The 17,893-nt window shown below is 42.1% G+C and carries 21 protein-coding genes; 18 read left to right on the forward strand and 3 right to left on the reverse strand.

Annotated elements, in window-relative coordinates; genetic code table 11:
* Positions 1 to 1,135, forward strand: a 1,135-nt coding sequence (locus tag BUE76_RS24985; RefSeq protein ID WP_254049543.1) for a type IV secretory system conjugative DNA transfer family protein, incomplete at its 5' end; no start/stop codon positions are given.
* A gap of 1,065 nt (positions 1,136 to 2,200) precedes the next feature.
* On the opposite strand, the gene BUE76_RS25530 is transcribed toward BUE76_RS24985, so the two are convergent.
* The gene (locus BUE76_RS25530; protein WP_216820730.1) at positions 2,201 to 2,302 is read right to left on the reverse strand and encodes a hypothetical protein; all 102 of its coding nucleotides are present in this window, start codon (positions 2,300 to 2,302) and stop codon (positions 2,201 to 2,203) included.
* Between the two features lie 212 nt (positions 2,303 to 2,514).
* Here BUE76_RS25530 and BUE76_RS23445 point away from each other — a divergent pair, with 212 nt between their 5' ends.
* The 14 genes from BUE76_RS23445 to BUE76_RS23515 all read left to right on the forward strand — a co-directional run bounded on the left by BUE76_RS23445 (position 2,515) and on the right by BUE76_RS23515 (position 13,808).
* A complete protein-coding gene (locus tag BUE76_RS23445; protein ID WP_073038995.1) occupies positions 2,515 to 3,162 on the forward strand; it encodes a Crp/Fnr family transcriptional regulator in 648 nt (215 codons plus the stop codon).
* A 58-nt stretch (positions 3,163 to 3,220) separates the two neighbouring features.
* A complete protein-coding gene (locus BUE76_RS23450) occupies positions 3,221 to 4,036 on the forward strand; it encodes a sulfite exporter TauE/SafE family protein (protein ID WP_073038997.1) in 816 nt (271 codons plus the stop codon).
* Between the two features lie 83 nt (positions 4,037 to 4,119).
* Positions 4,120 to 5,535, forward strand: coding sequence for an MBL fold metallo-hydrolase (locus BUE76_RS23455; RefSeq protein WP_073038998.1), 1,416 nt, complete (start codon positions 4,120 to 4,122; stop codon positions 5,533 to 5,535).
* Positions 5,536 to 5,655: 120 nt separating this feature from the next.
* Complete coding sequence (locus BUE76_RS23460) at positions 5,656 to 7,044, forward strand: OprD family outer membrane porin (RefSeq protein WP_073038999.1); 1,389 nt, start codon at positions 5,656 to 5,658, stop codon at positions 7,042 to 7,044.
* 170 nt (positions 7,045 to 7,214) lie between these two features.
* Positions 7,215 to 7,493 carry a rhodanese-like domain-containing protein gene (locus tag BUE76_RS23465; RefSeq protein WP_073039000.1) on the forward strand — a complete coding sequence of 93 codons (279 nt, stop codon included), beginning with the start codon at positions 7,215 to 7,217 and terminating at the stop codon, positions 7,491 to 7,493.
* On the forward strand, positions 7,477 to 7,785 hold the full coding sequence (locus BUE76_RS23470) for a rhodanese-like domain-containing protein (protein ID WP_073039002.1): 309 nt from the start codon (positions 7,477 to 7,479) through the stop codon (positions 7,783 to 7,785). Before BUE76_RS23465 ends, BUE76_RS23470 begins: the two co-directional genes overlap by 17 nt.
* On the forward strand, positions 7,782 to 8,033 hold the full coding sequence (locus BUE76_RS23475; protein WP_073039003.1) for a hypothetical protein: 252 nt from the start codon (positions 7,782 to 7,784) through the stop codon (positions 8,031 to 8,033). The genes BUE76_RS23470 and BUE76_RS23475 overlap by 4 nt, the downstream gene beginning before the upstream one ends.
* The gene (locus BUE76_RS23480) at positions 8,020 to 8,229 is read left to right on the forward strand and encodes a DUF6132 family protein (RefSeq protein WP_245798239.1); all 210 of its coding nucleotides are present in this window, start codon (positions 8,020 to 8,022) and stop codon (positions 8,227 to 8,229) included. The genes BUE76_RS23475 and BUE76_RS23480 overlap by 14 nt, the downstream gene beginning before the upstream one ends.
* 3 nt (positions 8,230 to 8,232) lie before the next feature.
* Positions 8,233 to 8,691: a DsrE family protein gene (locus BUE76_RS23485; protein ID WP_083596270.1), complete on the forward strand. Its 459-nt coding sequence runs from the start codon at positions 8,233 to 8,235 to the stop codon at positions 8,689 to 8,691.
* A 63-nt stretch (positions 8,692 to 8,754) separates the two neighbouring features.
* Positions 8,755 to 10,107: an MBL fold metallo-hydrolase gene (locus tag BUE76_RS23490; protein WP_073039008.1), complete on the forward strand. Its 1,353-nt coding sequence runs from the start codon at positions 8,755 to 8,757 to the stop codon at positions 10,105 to 10,107.
* A 26-nt stretch (positions 10,108 to 10,133) separates the two neighbouring features.
* Positions 10,134 to 10,520, forward strand: coding sequence for a DUF302 domain-containing protein (locus BUE76_RS23495; protein ID WP_073039009.1), 387 nt, complete (start codon positions 10,134 to 10,136; stop codon positions 10,518 to 10,520).
* Between the two features lie 48 nt (positions 10,521 to 10,568).
* Positions 10,569 to 11,306, forward strand: a complete 738-nt coding sequence (locus BUE76_RS23500) for a substrate-binding domain-containing protein (RefSeq protein ID WP_073039011.1) — start codon at positions 10,569 to 10,571, stop codon at positions 11,304 to 11,306.
* A gap of 10 nt (positions 11,307 to 11,316) precedes the next feature.
* Complete coding sequence (locus BUE76_RS23505; RefSeq protein WP_073039013.1) at positions 11,317 to 12,747, forward strand: bifunctional metallophosphatase/5'-nucleotidase; 1,431 nt, start codon at positions 11,317 to 11,319, stop codon at positions 12,745 to 12,747.
* A gap of 620 nt (positions 12,748 to 13,367) precedes the next feature.
* Positions 13,368 to 13,808 carry a hypothetical protein gene (locus BUE76_RS23515; RefSeq protein WP_073039015.1) on the forward strand — a complete coding sequence of 147 codons (441 nt, stop codon included), beginning with the start codon at positions 13,368 to 13,370 and terminating at the stop codon, positions 13,806 to 13,808.
* 734 nt (positions 13,809 to 14,542) lie between these two features.
* Here the strand turns inward: BUE76_RS23515 and BUE76_RS23520 are convergent.
* Together BUE76_RS23520 and BUE76_RS23525 are read right to left on the reverse strand one after the other, a co-directional pair.
* Positions 14,543 to 14,953 carry a hypothetical protein gene (locus tag BUE76_RS23520; protein ID WP_073039017.1) on the reverse strand — a complete coding sequence of 137 codons (411 nt, stop codon included), beginning with the start codon at positions 14,951 to 14,953 and terminating at the stop codon, positions 14,543 to 14,545.
* A 310-nt stretch (positions 14,954 to 15,263) separates the two neighbouring features.
* Positions 15,264 to 15,650: a YidH family protein gene (locus tag BUE76_RS23525; RefSeq protein WP_073039020.1), complete on the reverse strand. Its 387-nt coding sequence runs from the start codon at positions 15,648 to 15,650 to the stop codon at positions 15,264 to 15,266.
* Positions 15,651 to 15,951: 301 nt separating this feature from the next.
* Here BUE76_RS23525 and BUE76_RS25535 point away from each other — a divergent pair, with 301 nt between their 5' ends.
* The 3 genes from BUE76_RS25535 (at position 15,952) to BUE76_RS23540 (ending at position 17,893) form a co-directional block, all read left to right on the forward strand.
* A complete protein-coding gene (locus tag BUE76_RS25535) occupies positions 15,952 to 16,155 on the forward strand; it encodes a YgaP family membrane protein (RefSeq protein ID WP_394333557.1) in 204 nt (67 codons plus the stop codon).
* Positions 16,058 to 16,753 (forward strand): rhodanese-like domain-containing protein, encoded by a 696-nt coding sequence (locus tag BUE76_RS23535; protein WP_394333558.1) that lies wholly within the window; start codon positions 16,058 to 16,060, stop codon positions 16,751 to 16,753. The genes BUE76_RS25535 and BUE76_RS23535 overlap by 98 nt, the downstream gene beginning before the upstream one ends.
* Before the next feature lie 123 nt (positions 16,754 to 16,876).
* On the forward strand, positions 16,877 to 17,893 hold the full coding sequence (locus BUE76_RS23540) for a c-type cytochrome (protein WP_073039027.1): 1,017 nt from the start codon (positions 16,877 to 16,879) through the stop codon (positions 17,891 to 17,893).

The raw sequence follows: 17,893 nt of genomic DNA on the forward strand, positions 1-17,893 counted from the left end.
CGTCATCAACTTCGACGACCTATCCCGCACCCATCGGTGCAATCCCCTGAACCCCGGAACCATGCACGACATCACCGATGCGGCAGAATCGGCAAGGGCTATCTTGCTGGGACTAAACCGGGAGTGGATCAATAAGCAGGGCGACTTCTTTGTTGAATCGCCCATCAACTTCTTAACTGCGGTGATCTGGTTTTTACGCAAATACGAAGAAGGACGGTATTGTACCCTGCCGCATGTAATAGAGCTGATGCAGTTGCCCTACGAACAACTCTTTCCCATGCTTAGCGGCGAACCGGAAATTGAAGTGCTGATCAACCCGTTTATATCAGCTTACCAGAACGATGCGATGGAGCAACTGGAAGGCCAAGTGGCTTCCGCAAAGATTGGCATGGCAAGGCTGGCTTCGCCTCAACTGTATTGGGTGCTTTCCGGCGATGATTTCACGCTGGACATCAACAATCCTAAAGCGCCCAAAATTGTTTGCATGGGCAACAACCCCGAGAAACAGCAGGTTTATGGGGGAGTGCTCTCCCTGTACCTTTCCAGGATGGTACGGCAGGTAAACAAAAGAGGGGGACACAAATGCAGCTTGGTGTTTGATGAATTCCCCACCCTGTTCCTGAACCATATTGATTCGCTTATTGCAACAGCCCGCAGCAACAAGGTAGCTACTACCCTATGCATGCAGGACTTCAGCCAGCTCAAAAAAGACTATGGCCGCGATCAGGCAGAAGTAATCATGAATATAACTGGCAACATCATCAGCGGGCAGGTAATGGGTGAAACAGCTAAACAACTATCTGAACGCTTTGGCAAGATCATGCAGGAACGGGAAAGCCTGTCTGTTAACCGCACAGACACCTCAATAAGCCGCTCCAGGCAACTGGAGTATGCAATTCCCCTCTCCAAAATATCAGCACTCTCCTCAGGCTCTTTTGTGGGTATGGTAGCCGACAACCCGGATTGCCCTATGGAACTAAAGATGTTTCACAACAAACTGCGGGCCCCGGCAGAAGCAGGCATGCTCCAAAAGGAGCAATGGCATGACCGGCAATTTGGCAATGTCGATACTGAACGCATAACGAAAACTTTTCACCGGATCAAAAAAGAGATCAAAGAATTGGTAAGCCCCTAAAGGATGAGAAAGTGAAATGTTGTGGCGTTTATTGAATAGCTTGTATAGCGATTCATTCCAGTAAAAATGAGAGTAAAATATAGTTTTACCAAAGTATGCAAAACTACCATCCAGCCATAACTAAACTAAAGCAATGTGTAAATGAAAACGAAAAGCGTTTGCAAGATGTGCTTTTGAAACAAGCAGTAATTTTTGGTTTAGACAATACTGCTAATTGTTAGTTTAATTTTTATCATCTAAAAATCAATTTCTATAATACCATCTTTATAAAAAGTTTTTAAAATAAAAATTTGCTATAGTAACGCGAAATACAATTTTTGATATGGTATAAATCAAGATTAAAAAGAACCTTAGTATCATTCAGCACAACGTTTCAAATAGAATTGAAATATTGTAGATCAGTTATAAAATTATTTTAGTTATTCTATTTATCATAAGAAAAGTTATAGGCACATAAATCTAGAAAGGAAAAGAATTCCTGTTTAACATAATAAATCCACTTTATTAATTATATAAATTCAAAATGATTTAAAATTAAAACTGACCATTATGGTTACCGTATGCACCTACACAAACACAGCATTAGATTAACCCATGTATTCGTCAAATCTTTTAACTTTAAAAAACTTATATAGCCCAGCGAGCGTTCTTTGATACCCCCACTTCTGCTCCAGGTATCTGTTATAAGAATAAAAGTAAAAGCTCTTATCTTGGAAGTACTGTTTAACAGTAATTCGCCCCAACTGCAATGCCTTGTTTAGAAAGGCAGGATTGTTGAGCGATGCCAGCAGGATATTATATTCTACCATTCGAATTTTACGTAACTCCAACTGCTCGTATAACCACCGATTTTCCAGCTGGTGCTCAAGGCAATGCCGGTATTGCAGCTGGTAGCTTTAATGAGTTTCATTTGGTGCAATATATCACCTCTTTTAAAGCGCTTTTGATCATGTTCAGTGCAGGTCTCCTTAACGCTCCCTACTGGGTTGTTGCCTACAACTTTGCATAGATATGCACCGCAAGATTTCCGGAGTGAGGGAATAACATCTTTTTCCCGTTCGCCCCTCACCTCAATTTTGAATTGATCGATTTTCTGCCTTTGCTTTTTATAATCGAAATAATATCAATTGCACTGCAACTGCCGAGAGCTGCTAATAATAGTTGCACAGGACGAAAGCCTTAGTCATTACCTCCATTGCTAGCGCTACTATCGGTTTGAATAAAATGGTTGAGCTAGTCCTGTATTTCAAAGCCAAAATCACCAATTTTCCGATTTAATATTATAGTTGTCATGGTTTTAGGCAAAAATAGCTACTCGCTGAAGGGGTGAACGAGACTTTAGTCACGCTATTGACCGATAGCCTGAATATCTTTGTAATATGACAGAAAAAGAGCTTTCTCTACATTTTCCTTCCTTGGAAAAGGGCTTGATTGATGAGTTATTAAAAGTAGCGGATGTAAAAACGGTGCAGGAAGGTGATGTCCTAATGCGTACAGGGCAGAATATCCGTTCGGCCCTATTAGTTCTAGATGGGCTGGTTAAAATCTACCGGGAAGATGATCAGGGTAATGAATTCTTTATGTATTACATAAATTCGGGTAAGGCCTGTGCTATTTCTCTGGTTTGTGCATTAGGGCAGGAAACGAGCGGACTCATGGCAAAAGCTGTGACACCTGCAACTGTTTTAAGTATTCCCGTACATTATGTAGATGAATGGATGGGCAAATACAAGAGCTGGGCGCAATTTGCAGTTAGTTCTTACCGGGAACGCTTCGATGAACTTTTGCAAACCATTGACCATATAGCTTTTCGTAACATGGACGAACGCCTGTTGTTTTACTTAAAACGTCATCAAGAAAAGTTGAACAGTAACATTATACCTATTTCTTTTACTGAAATTGCACACGAGCTGAACTCTTCTCGTGAAGTCATCTCCCGCCTCATGAAGAAACTGTCTGACAGGGGTATTGTAAAGCTACATCGTTCTCACATTGAAGTCATTAATTTAGAAAAATTGCTTTCGTGACCTATATCACGAAATAAAAAAAGAGGATCAACCAGATTTGCATGCAAATAATAATAGCATGGAAATCGCAGGATATGTAGCCTCTTTAATCATAGGGGTATCACTTGGTCTTATCGGAGGCGGAGGTTCAATCTTAACTGTACCGGCTTTGGTTTACCTGTTCAATGTTGAACCGGTACTGGCTACTTCGTATTCATTAATGATCGTTGGTACAACAAGCTTAGTAGGCGCAGTACCAAAATATAAGCAAGGTTTAGTCAACCTAAAAACGGCGCTTATATTTGGTATCCCCTCTATTGCAGCGGTGTTTGCTACACGTAAGTTTATTGTTCCGCTTATTCCATCAGAAGTATTTACCATTGGAAGCTTTGTTATCACCAAGAACATATTAATGATGCTCATTTTTGCGGTATTGATGGTTGCCGCTTCCATCTCTATGATCAGAGAAAAAAGCGTAAAGGATGAGAACCCAGAGCCAGCAGAGCAAAAATTTAATTACCCATTGATCTTTCTTGAGGGCGCCATTGTCGGCACATTAACAGGGCTTGTCGGAGCAGGTGGAGGGTTTCTGATTATACCAGCTTTGGTATTGTTGAGTAAACTGCCCATGAAGCAAGCTGTGGGCACCTCACTGTTGATTATTGCAGCCAAGTCCATTATTGGCTTTACAGGAGATTTATCAAACTACAAAATGGACTGGCATTTATTACTGATCGTAACAGCGCTTGCCATTGCAGGTATATTCATTGGTAATGGTTTAAGTAAGAAAGTGCCAGGACAAAAACTGAAAAAAGGATTTGGCTGGTTTGTGCTCGTGATGGGTATTTACATCATTATAAAAGAAATGCTATTTCCAGGCACCGGAGGACATTAATCTAGACCATACCCTCGTGATTTCAGTCACGAAAAAGTACAAAATCTAAAGTCAATTTTACAATATAAAGTAAACTCCATAAAATGAAAATAGAGCAGATTTACACAGGATGTTTAGCACAAGGTGCATATTACATCGAAAGCGAAGGTGAAGCAGTCGTTATTGACCCACTGCGTGAAGTAGAACCTTACCTGCAAAAAGCAGAAAAGGCCGGCGCTAAAATCAAATACGTTTTTGAAACACACTTTCACGCTGATTTTGTTTCAGGGCACGTTGACCTTTCAAAACAAGCGGGAGCACCCATTGTTTACGGTCCCAATGCGAATCCTACATTCGATGCAATCATAGCAGAAGATGGCCAGGAATTCAAGGTAGGGAAAGTAACTTTTAAAGTGCTGCACACACCTGGGCATACAATGGAAAGCACCTGTTACCTGCTGAAAGATGAGAGTGGCAAAAATGTCGCCCTGTTTTCCGGAGACACCTTGTTTATTGGCGATGTGGGAAGACCCGACCTAGCCCAGAAAGCAGCAAGCATGACACAGGAAGACTTAGCTGGAACACTATTCGATTCCTTGCGCAACAAAGTAATGACACTCGCTGATGATATCATTGTCTACCCTGCCCACGGTGCGGGAAGTGCTTGTGGAAAGAACATGAGTAAAGAAACTTCTGATACGTTGGGTAATCAAAAGAAAACGAACTATGCTTTAAGAGCAAACATGACCAGGGAAGAGTTTATCAAGGAAGTCACCGACGGGCTGGCTACGCCACCTGCCTATTTCCCGCTCAACGTTATGTTGAATAAGCAAGGATATGAGAGCATCACAGAAGTCATGCAGCGTGGAAACCAGGCATTGTCGCCCGATGCATTTGAAGCAGCCGCAAATGAAACAGGAGCCGTTATATTAGATACACGAGATCCGCAAACATTTGCTAAAGGATTCATCCCGAACTCAATCAATATTGGCATTGATGGCAGCTTTGCTCCTTGGGTTGGCGCTTTGATTCCGGATATCAAACAACAGATTCTTTTGGTAACTGATGAAGGCAGAGAGGAAGAAGTGATTACCCGGCTTGCAAGAGTTGGCTACGATTACACCATTGGTTACCTGAAAGGCGGCTTCAATGTCTGGAAAGAGGCCGGTAAAGAAGTAGACCAAATCAACTCCATTGATGCTACAGAACTGGCGCAAAAACTAAAAGAAGAAAAGATTAAAGTGCTTGATGTGCGCAAGCCTGGAGAATACATTAGTGAACACGTTGATGGTGCTCTAAACTTGCCGCTGGACAACATCAATGATCACCTGGCGCAACTGGATAAAGATCATTCATATTTTGTTCACTGTGCTGGTGGATATCGCTCCATGATCTTTAATTCTATCCTGAAGGCAAGGGGTTTTGATAATCTTGTTGATATCAAAGGCGGGTTCAAGGCTATTAAAGATGCAGGTTCAATCCCTGTTTCGGATTATGTATGCCCCAGCACACTTAAATAAGGATTCTCAGAAATCACAAGACCGAAAGACTAATCGTAAAAGCCTTGCCCTGCCACATCCCATCGGCAATAAATGGCAAGGCTTTTCTAATTGACTTCAAACAATTTAAATTATTGCAAAATGAAATGGCAATGGTTGCTGGTAATGATTTTACCGGCGCTACATACCTATGCACAGCACGAAGAGGTGCCAAGTAATAAAGTAACCGATACAACTTCCTTTCAATCGGCATTCAAAAGAGGAAAAGTGTCTGGTCACTTTCGTAATTTCTTTATGGTAACTAATAATGAAGGCAACCTTCCAGATTATCATGCCAATGCAATTGGAGGTGGTTTAAAATATGAAACTGCACCCTTTCATGGTTTTAAACTGGGTATTGGAGGATTCTACATTTTCAATATAGGCTCTTCAAATCTGGGAGCGCGTGATTCTATTAGTGGAGCCACAAACAGGTATGAAATAGCGCTGTTTGATATAGAAGACCCAACTAACAAAACGGATATTGACCGGTTGGAGGAATTATATCTGGCATACAATCATAAGGATCTAAATATTGTTTTTGGCAAGCAAATTATCAATACGCCTTTTATCAATCCGCAGGACAGCAGAATGAGGCCAACAGAAGTTGAGGGACTCATGATAAATGGAAAAGTGCGCAAAAACCTGCAATGGGACGCTGGCTGGCTTTATAATATTTCGCCCAGAAGTACCGTAAAATGGTATTCTGTTGCCCAATCCATTGGCGTGTACACACAAGGCGTTAACAAGAATGGAGATGCTGCCGACTACCACGACAACTTAGTTTCAAAAGGCATTGGCTTATTGGGTGCGCATTATAAAATTCGTAGTGGGATAAATATCTCTTTGTGGGAGCAATATGTACAAAACATCTTCAATACGGCGCAGATTCAATTTGACTTTGAAAAAGAGACTGGACAGCTCCGGTACTTTGCATCCCTGCAATATATCAGGCAAGACCCATTGAATAATGGTGGAAATGCCGACCCGCATAAAACGTATTTTGACAAAAACAACAGGTCGAATATTTTAGGAGCAAGGGCAGGCCTAGCTAAAAAGAACTGGGAAGGCTCACTCAACTATACCCGCATAACTTCGGATGGAAAATTTCTTATGCCTAGGGAGTGGGGACAAGAGCCATTTTTCACCTACTTATCCAGAGAAAGAAACGAAGGGCTTGGTGATGTACACGCTATTGCAGCAAAATTAAAGTACAATTTTTTGGAAGATCGCTTAAAGCTGGAAGCGGGATATGGACAATATTATTCACCGGATGTTACCAATTATGCTTTAAATAAATACGGATTACCTTCTTACCGCCATATAAGAATTATGGGTGACTATGCCTTTAAAAACTTCTTGCAAGGATTTGACATTGCTTTATTGGTAACTTTTAAAGACAAGCTGGGCAACGATCCCTTACCACCAAAAAACATAGTTAACAAAGTGAATGTTTTCAACGGTAATATAATTATGAATTACAGGTTTTGATATCTCTAGCAAGCATTACACTTAATACAGTTCCCGTGACCAAAGTCACGTTACTGGTTAACAATACTTCCGAGATTTGAATAGAGCAGAAAAGCTCAATCAGCCCTTAAACATCATGTAATGATGAAGTGATTTTGGCCATAATAATTCCTGATACCAAACAAAAAAATATGAAAAACAACCAGAAAACGATTATCGATGTGCGAACACCTGAAGAATTTAATAGTGGCCACGTAGCCAGCGCCATCAATGTTCCACTTGACAAGGTGCCGCAACGCATACCTGAATTTCAACAAATGCAAACACCAATAGAAGTGTATTGTCGCAGTGGCAACCGAAGTGCAATGGCGGTATCTATTTTAAAACAAAATGGGATAACAGAAGTTTATAACGGCGGCGGATTGGATGAAATGCTGCAAAAAATGAATCGTGATGCTGTCGCTGATTAAAAGACTGTTTGGCTCAAGGGCCAACCTGAAAGAGGCGCTGTCAAAAGGCGCTCTAATTGTAGATGTACGAACAAAGAAAGAATACGAAGCGGGGCATATTGATGGCTCTCTCAATGTTCCGCTGGACACCATAACATCTCAACTGCCTGTCATAAAAAAAAGAGGCAAACCGATAATAACCGTTTGTGCCAGCGGTACACGCAGTGCCATTGCCAGAGGCATTTTAAAGAACGCTGATGTGGAGGCCTATAATGGCGGGTCTTGGCTCAGCTTTAAAAACAAATACAAATGAAGGCAATCTTAACAAATTGGAATTTTTTCCGGTTCATCCGGTTGATTCTGGGCATTGCCGTGGTGGTAAAAGGCATCATGGACGGCGAAACCATTTTTGCTTTTGCCGGAGGCCTGGTAGCATTTATGGCGCTTGCAAACATTGGCTGCTGCGGCACTTCAGGTTGTGCTCTTCCTGATAACCGTCGCTTAGGAGATCAACAATCTAGAACAAAGGTTTTTTATGAAGAGGTGGATGCAACAAAATAAGCTTTACGCAATTGGCGCTCTGGTTGGAGCAGCAGCAGGTTTATTGTACTGGAAATACATTGGCTGCCTTACCGGCACCTGTGCCATTACATCTAATGCTTTTCGTAGCACCATTTATTTTGCTGTGATGGGTTCAGTGCTGTTTGGGCTGTTTAAAAGACAAAAGGTGTTAATTGAGAAACATTATAAAAATTAAAAAATGAAAGTAATCCTAGTGGTGACCTTGTTAGTTACCGGTCTTTCTCTTACTATACCGGCAGCGGCACAACAAGCTAAAAAGACACCAGTGCAAAGTACTCAGGTACAAAATAATCACAAGGTGGTGATGCAGTTAAGCTCTGCCGATACTTCGGAACACAGAGGGCTGATGAATAATTTAAAACATTTGAAGGAAGGATGGGGTGATAGCGTTATGGTGGAAGTGGTGGTTCATGGTCCTGGTATTGACCTTGTAACAAAAGGGAAAAGCACCCAGCAGCAGGCTTTACAGGCTATGATGGCAAAAGGTGTAAAATTTGTTGTTTGCCGCAATACCATGAAGCAAAAGAATATTACTGAAGAACAAATCCTTCCCAATGTGGGCTTTGTGCCGATGGGCATTGGAGAGATTATACAAAAGCAGGAACAGGGTTGGAGTTATTTAAAAGCGGGCTTTTAGCGGCGTGACAAGTGTCACGAAGTAAGTAGTTTATGCCTTATAATTTTAAAAAAATGATTGAATATGGATATAAAACAATGGGAAGACAAGAACCTTTCGCACTTTAGCTACGCTGTTTTAAGTGAGTCTGAAAAAAAAGTGGTTCTAATAGACCCTGCCCGTAACCCTCAACCTTACTACGATTATGCAAAACAGCACGGTGCGCAAATTGTAGCTGTCATTGAAACTCATCCGCATGCTGATTTTGTCAGCAGCCATTTAGAGATTGCCGAAGTCACCGGAGCCATTATTTACGTGAGCAAATTGGTGCATGCACAATATCCGCATCAAACCTTTGATGAGGGTGATCAGATAGCGATAGGAAAAATCAGGCTTTCTGCTATCAATACACCAGGCCATTCACCAGACAGTATTAGCGTGAAACTGGAACATGAAGACAAAATTGAAGCTATCTTCACCGGAGACACCTTATTCATTGGCGACTGTGGCCGGCCGGATTTGCGGGAAGGAGCTGGCAATATCAAAGCCACCCGGCATGATTTGGCAAAGCAGATGTATTACTCTTTAAGAGAGAAGTTGGCCACACTGCCAGGCGAAACGAAAGTTTACCCGGCACATGGAGCAGGCACGCTTTGTGGCAAGTCGTTGAGCAAGGCCCATAGCAGTACTATTGCCGCAGAACGAAAGACAAACTGGTCTTTGCAGGAAGCAACGGAAGAAGAATTTGTGACGAACCTGCTGACCGACCAACCGTTTGTGCCCCTTTATTTTCCATATGATGTGGAGTTGAACCGGAAAGGAGCACCTGCTTTTAATCAATCTATCAAGAAGGTCAATATAGCAGGTGAAATCAGCAATGAAGAAAGTGCACAAAGGTTAAATCCAGCACTGTGGATGATTGATGCAAGAAAAGCAGACACATACAAAAAAGGACACCTTCCCCACTCCATCAACCTTATGGAGGAAGGAAAGTTTGAAACCTGGCTGGGAAGCATCATCAAGCCCGGTGAAAAGTTTTACCTGGGCGGCGAATCGGAAACGCAACTGAAAAACCTTATTGCTCGTACGGCAGCCATTGGCTACGAGGAGCAGATTGAAGCAGCTTTTGTTATCAACTATGGTCAGCAGCATGCAGCGGAATTTAACCTCAACACCTTCAAAGCACAGCAGGAAAATTATACCATCATTGACGTTCGCAATCCTTCCGAGGTAAAGGAAGGAAAGCCTTTTTCAAACAGCCTGTCCATTCCATTAGCAGAGGTGAGAGAAAGAGTAGGCGAGATACCCACCGACAAACCCCTTGTGGTGCATTGTGCCGGAGGCTATCGCAGTGCAGCCGCCAGTTCACTGCTTCAGTCAACTCTAAATGGCAAAGCAATTGTGTTTGACCTGGGAGAGGCTGTTAAAGCCTTTTAATAAAAATCATTAAAAAACAAGCAGCTATGTCATTTACATTCAGTAAAACAACAAATCACAACTTTAACGATGCTGTAAAAGCAGTTACCGAAGAATTGAAAAAGGAAGGCTTTGGAGTGATCACAGAAATTGACCTAAGGGAGAAGTTCAAAGAAAAGCTTGGTGTTGATTTTCACCATTACAAAATTCTTGGTGCCTGCAATCCGGCACTGGCATACAAGGCAGTTCAGGTAGAGCCAAACATTGGCGTCATGCTACCCTGCAATGTGCTGGTGCAGGAAAGGGAAAACGGCGAAGTAGAAATTGCTGCCATCAACCCCCTGAATTCCATTGGTGCCATTGATAACAATCACCTGCAGTCGCTGGCAAAAGAAGTAAGCGACAAGTTGCAAGCGGTGATGGAGCGGATGTAAGATTATTTAGCGCGCCTCGTATTCTTAAACGTATTAAGAACGACAACAATGAAGCCGGTTTCTTATTTTCTCCTGTTCACCTGTATATATTTCAAGGCCCATAGCCAGGATACATTGTTTGTGTATGGCCCCGGAGGCCCCCAGGCGCCGGTAGAAGAATGCGCCAGGCTCTTTTCACAGCGGTTTTCCATTCCGGTGAAAGTAACAGCCGGTCCTGAAGCCAAATGGATAGAAGAAGCCAAACAAAAAGCAGACATTGTTTTCGGCGGTGCCGAATACATGCTTACTCAATTTGCACTGCAACATCCCGGCATAATCGACAGCACCACCCGAGACGAATTATACAAACGAGCCGCCGGCATTTTGGTAAGGCCCGGCAATCCGAAGAGAATTCGCTCCTTAAAAGACCTGGGAAAGCCAGGTATAAAAATCCTCGATGTCAATGGAGCCGGACAGCTGGGCATGTGGGAAGATCTTGCCGGAAGACAAAATCTTATTGGAGGAATTCAAAAAAATATAGGAGGCTCATTTGAAAATACAGCTTTGGGAATTGAAGCCTGGAAGAGAGATAAAAGCTACGATGCCTGGATCACTTTTGCCTCCTGGCACAACCGGTTGAAAAATGTTACTACCTTAATAAGACTGCCTCCTGCGCAGACGGTTTACCGGGGCACACCTATTGCTGTAACGACCATCACAAATCAAAAAGACTTGTCGCTTCAATTTATAAAATACTTGCAATCACCAGAGGCGCATCAGGTATTTGTTAATTGGGGTTGGGAATAGCCATATTTCAATGAAATTATCCATAGTCTACTTTAACGACGTGCACGGCTACTTGCAGGAGCATCCGGAAATCTTTTTTCAAGGTCCTGCTGAAGTGATAAAGACCGCAGGCGGCTACAGCCGGATATTATCGTTTATAAAGTCGATAAGAAACGAAAACCCTAATACACTTGTCTTTGATGGCGGCGACACCTTCCATGGCACTTATCCAGTAGTGCAAACAAAGGGCGAGATCATTGTACCAATACTAAATGAAATAGGTATTGCGGCTATGGTTGGGCATTGGGATTTTGCGTATGGCAGCGAGCAGTTAGAACACCTAGCCGCAGGCTTAAACTACCCGGTTTTAGGTATCAACGTTTATAAAAAGGACGGTCAATTGCTGCTGCCGCCTTTTTTGATGAAACAAGCCGGAGGTGTGACGATTGGCGTTATTGGCATTTGCAGCAATATCATCAATAATACGATTCCCAGCCGTTTCAGCGAAGAGCTAATAATTACCGATGGTAAAGAAGAATTGCCGCAATATATAAAGGAAGTGAGAGAAAAGGGTGCAGACATTGTTATGCTGTTATCTCATAACGGTTTTCCGCAGGACTGTGCCTTAATAAGTAAAATTGAAGGCATAGATGTGTGCCTTAGTGCACATACCCATAACCGGTTGCATCAGCCTGCGGTAATTAACAACACGCCGATTATTCAATGTGGCTGTCACGGTTCTTTTGTTGGTCACCTGGAACTGAATATTGCCGGCAAAAAAGTTTTGGAATATTCCTATAGGTTAGTACCAATGGATGAAACCGTTGAAAAGGATGAAGCATTGGATAAACAAATTGCAAAAGCGATTGAAGCATTTAACCATTTAAAAGACGAAGACTTAGGAGTTACTTCCCAGAACCTTCATCGTTACAATACCTTGAATGGAAAAATGGATAATTTGTTGTTGGCATCCATTGCCCATGCGGCTGATACAAAGATTGCGTTTTCCAACGGATGGCGCTATGGAAGTCCAGTGCCGGCTGGTACCATAACTCTGAATGATTTATACAACATCATACCCATAAATCCACCCGTTTCCACAACAGAACTTAGCGGGAAGGAAATTAAAGGCATGCTTGAGGAAAATATCGAACGCACTTTTGCCTGTGATGCCTTTCATCAGATGGGTGGTTATTTGAAAAGATGCTTTGGAGTAACAGCATACATTAAGCTGGAAAATCCAAAAGGACAACGCATACAGCAGTTGTTTATTGATAAACAGCCGGTGGATAAAGAACGCAGCTATACCGTCGCTTTTGTTACCAAACAGGGAGTTCCAGAGAATGTAGGAACAAACAGAAAGGACTTAGACATCAAAGCCGTGGATGCCATGCAGCGTTTTTTAGTTGAAAACTTGCTTACAGACGAGATCATTAATACAACCGCTTTTGTTACGGTTTGATGTACCTTATTCGATAACTCAAGATAAATACATAATCATACAGCTAAAAGCGCTTACAAATTGCAAACATTGCATCCTATTTATTTTTAACCATTAAAACAGTCGATGTGAATGGTTATCATCAGTATCAGTCGTGCATTGAAGCATGTTTAAAATGTGCCGCCATTTGTAATCATTGTGCGTCATCCTACACCCAGGAAGAAGAGATGAAGATGATGGAGCGATGCATTCAGCTCGACATGGAATGTTCCGCACTCTGTTATGCCGCCGCCTAACTCATGAGCTTAGGAAGCAGTAAGGCAGCCGAGATCTGCCGCATTTGTGCAGATATTTGTGAAGCGTGCGGAGCAGAATGTGCAAAGCACACGCATATGGAGCACTGCAGGGAATGTGCAGAAGCCTGTAAAGCCTAGGCTGCTGAATGCAGAAGCATGGCAGCTTAGATTAGGAAAGCAGCTCAGCACCGGGCTGCTTTCTTAATGGCCTCCTGTACACCTTCGGGTAAAATGGTTTTATTTCTGTTGCCCCTGTAGGCCTATAGCAGCTTATTGTTATTCAGTTAGTGAAGAAGGTAAAAAGGATAGAACAGATTGGTGATTAATCTTACACTATGAACCATTATGAAAGGTGCGAAAACCTCGATTTTTAAAAGAACAGGGCTGTGGCGTGAAGCCCTCCGCTCTGGCACATTTGCCGCCATTGCAATGATTCCTTTTGGCGTGTTGTTCAGCAAGCTGGGCCTCCGCATTAATGAATATGGACAAAAAATCATTCAAATGGCTTTCCCGCATTTTTCAAAAGGCATCCGTTTTGCGCTATTTGTGCTGGAACATTTTGTACTAAGCTGGATCATCGCCATGCCTCTGCTGCTATTGTTGAAGTATTTTCATCATCGCATTCACCACCTTCTTTTAGGTTTTATATATGGTTTATTATTCTATATAGCGATAAACTCACTGTTGCTGCCGGCTTTGTTCAAAGATGCTACCCCTGGAAAATCGGTTTCAATAAAACTGTTTTTCCAAGTCTTTTCGTGCATACCATGTCCGGTCTTTCTATAGCATTTTCCTCCAAACGTTTTGTTATTCGAGACACCCAATAAGCCGCTACGGGTATCTTTTGCTTGCAGGTGAGTGCCTTTACAATAGCTATTAGGCATTATTTAGACCTTTCTTCCCTTGGCCAAAAGCTTGGAAACATCAATGCCGCAGAAGCAAAATTTATCACGGCACCTTTAAAAACAATAAATGCAGAACTTTTTATTTGCCATTATGGCGTATAAGTGATAAGCCCCATCTCGGCACTAAAGTCAGCAGAACCTTTTGAAAGCGAATCAAATACGGGACTTCTGCCGGAAGCATGACTTCCGCCTGCGGCGGCTAGGTTCATGGTTGTACCATAAACCACTACAGCCAGTAGGCCATTCGGAGCGCCAAAGCGGAAAGCATCTTTTTATGAAGGAAAATCATTAGCCCCACAAAAAGTAGTGGTAAATCTGGCAGTCTTTTAATAATACCGATCTGAAACAGGGAAAGCACACCAAAATCGATTGAACCCAACACTGAAAACCCAATAATTTTTCTTCTTCATTCAAGATCGTCCGATGTTCACTTTCGCAGCTCATTACGTATCGCTATTACATCCATATGGGAAAGTTTGAGGTAAATGGAAAATATGGATGCCATTGTAACCTCACCGCAATTGTAAATCCGGCAATGTTCGGGATTACCAAACGTGGCAGTTAAATCAATGGTCTATTCAAACGTTAAAATGGAAATATATTTTGCTTTAACCCTTATTTGTATCCTAGCGTATCAGCTCCCCTACCTCGTAAAATATCTCTTAAGGCATATTTCTCACGGTCTATTTCTTGCCTGGACCTAACGCCCAACTGACGGAATAAAGCAATAGGTGGACACCAACCCTGTATGGAATGTTGAATGAGAAACGATGTAACTACGCCTGGTAGCCATAACCACTTTTTATGTACGGTGGCTGCTAGAATAACACCCGATAAAGAAAGAACAGCTGCGTTTAAGCCCAACATTCTTGAAACATCCCATTCTGTATCGAGCTCTGCTATTCGTTCTTCAATGGCTTCCGGGCTCTGTTGTTGAAAGTGTTGTAAACTTTGCTCTATTTCCGCATCAATTTTTTGATTTACTTTTTTGGGTGTTACCTTTCTGGTAAGATCAATGGTTTGCATAATTTTTTTTAATTACTTCAAAGGTTATACCATCATCCGAAAGGGTACATGAATTGCACTAGTAATTTGTACGCTGCAATTCTTTTTTTGGGTTGTGAGACAACGTTTCAACTATCCCTTGCATCTTTTTGGTGTTTACCTTATTTTAAATGGGGTTGAACGATTTTCTATTGGGAAGATAAAGGTGAATTACGGGTATAATTGGGGCTTCATACAACCGGCGCAATTGTAAATTACTTCCATATTGGTTGTGGCGACTGGCATCGTCATTTTAATATTTTACAAAAAGCATAAATTTTCCTTACATATTTCACGCATTCGGCAATAAGTAAAAGACCAGAAATATACTTCCAACCAACGTTAGCAAGGTAAGTAAAAAAATGAGTCCGGATGAAGAGCGATAGGAATTGCTATTCAATTGTCGTTCTATGCTTTTAAATCTCAGATAGGCGAGCAATGACATCACAGCGCCTAAGGCCACCAGAAAAATACCGATTAGACCAGAATAACCTTTGCTTGGCACTACAATGTTCTTATCCGTGACTACAAGAGATAACTGCTTTACAAACAATGAGAATTTTACCACCACAAAGCCAAAAGCCATAATAGCAATAGCTGTTCGTATCCAGGCAAGGAAGGTACGTTCATTGGCAAGATGATCGGTGGCATTGGTTTTCTTGAATTCCTTGTTTTCCATAAACTGAAAGCTATAAAATATCTCCGAACAGGCGTAGGCATTATAGCCGTGACTTATGTCACGGCTATAATGCCTACTCTCACGTAATTTTCGCCATGAAGCAATGGTCAATGTGGTTAAAATTAACCCTTGCCTGCATTTTATGCATCGGCACTGTTTGATTTATTGTTGTTATCTCAAAAGAATGATTATGTGATAAACATGGGCTCCGCCGACCGTATGTTCCGAACTTCTTTAGCTGTAACAGGGGCTATTCTTTGATACGGACGTTATTATTGGTACGGTTGCCGTTGTACTGTTGGTGCTTGCCGGAATTTTCATTTTAACCAGCTTCGTGGGATTTTGTCTCCTTTATACCCTGTTAGGCATGAACACTTGTCCAGACGAAGCAATCAATCAAGAGTATGATGACAATAAATTCAATTCCCCTTTTACTGATTTTACTGACAGTGGCGTCCTGCGCTTCCAATGCACAAAAAATGGACATTTCCGTAATTCAATTTAAAGAGGGAATTTCAAAACAGGATATACAAATATTAGATGTGCGCACACAGGCAGAGTATAATAGCGGGCATTTGAAAAATGCTTTTTTGGCCGACTGGACACAACCAAAAGTGTTTGAAGAAAGGATAAAATCGCTTGATCAAAACAGGCCTGTTTACACCTATTGCTTAAGCGGAGGCAGAAGCAGTGCCGCAGCGGAGAAGTTGCGTCAGCTAGGCTTTAAAGAAGTGTATAATATGGAAGGCGGAATAATGGCCTGGAAAGCTGCTCAAATGCCGGTGGAAGGAACCCCCACTACAAAACCGATGATCATGGAAGAATATTTAGCCCTCATACCGAAAGACAAAACCGTTTTGGTTGACATTGGTGCAGTATGGTGCCCGCCATGCAAAAAAATGGCGCCTGTAATTGCTGATTTGGTTCGGAACAGTAAGGATACTTTTGAACTGGTGAACATTGATGGCGGTGCTCAGGAAGGCCTGGCTAGTCAACTAAAGGCCGATGCTTTCCCAACATTTATCATTTATAAAGAGGGCCAAGAAATATGGCGGCAAAGCGGAATTGTTTCAAAAGAAACTCTACTTCAGCACTTGCAATAAACTTCTTTTATTTCCTTTTTTAAGCGGTGCAAGCACCGCTTTTTTAGTTAAAAAGAATAGGCTGTGACATAAGTCACGAAATCGCAACGGAAAGTTTTTCAACTTGAACATAATTCGTTCAAAATGAAAGAGGCCTTACGTTCAAATATGTTTTTGGTTATACTTTTCCTGATAATAGGAATCGTTATAGCCGTTGAGCTTATTAACAATAAGAGCTCTGAAAAGCAAATAGTGGTAAAGCCTGAAACTCCCGATAGTACCTGGGTGGCACCCAGCTTATTTTCTGATCAACTTACACAAGGTAAGCAACGAGAGATGGTAATTTATGGACAAGAACTTATAACAAATACGGCAAAATATCTAGGCCCTCACGGTTCGGTTTCACAGATAACCAATGGCATGAATTGCCAAAACTGTCATTTAGATGCAGGCACCAGGCCATGGGGCAATAATTATAGTGCTGTTTATTCAACCTACCCGAAGTTTAGAGCCCGAAGCGGCACGATAGAGAACATATACAAGCGGGTGAACGACTGCTTTGAAAGAAGCTTGAATGGAAAGCCATTGGACACTGCCTCATATGAAATGCAGTCAATTTACACCTACCTCAAATGGCTGGGCCAGGATGTATCTAAAGGCAAAAAACCACATAGTGCCGGCTTAGCCACGCTGGCTTTCATGGACCGAGCTGCCGACCCGCAAAAAGGCAAGATTATTTATACCAATTCTTGTCAAAGTTGCCATGGGCAAAATGGTGAAGGCGTGCCAAACCCGGATGGCATTACATTCATCTATCCACCCCTTTGGGGAGATCAAAGCTATAATGACGGTGCAGGCCTGTACCGCATTACTAAATTTTCATCATTTGTAAAGAGCAACATGCCGTTCAACCAGGCCACACATCGGTCGCCTAAATTAACGGATGAAGAAGCCTGGGATGTTGCTGCCTTTGTCAACTCGCAACTCCGTCCCCATAAAGACCAAAGTAAAGATTGGGTTGATATTTCACAAAAATCAGTGGATGAGCCTTTTGGCCCTTATGTCGACGGGTTCAGCGAGGCACAACACAAGTATGGTCCATTTAAACCCATACAAGGAGCCCGTAAAGCAAAAGCTGCAAATAAAAACATTGCCAAATAA

It is taken from the genome of Cnuella takakiae, assembly GCF_001953305.1.
Classification (GTDB): Bacteria; Bacteroidota; Bacteroidia; order Chitinophagales; family Chitinophagaceae; genus Flavisolibacter; species Flavisolibacter takakiae.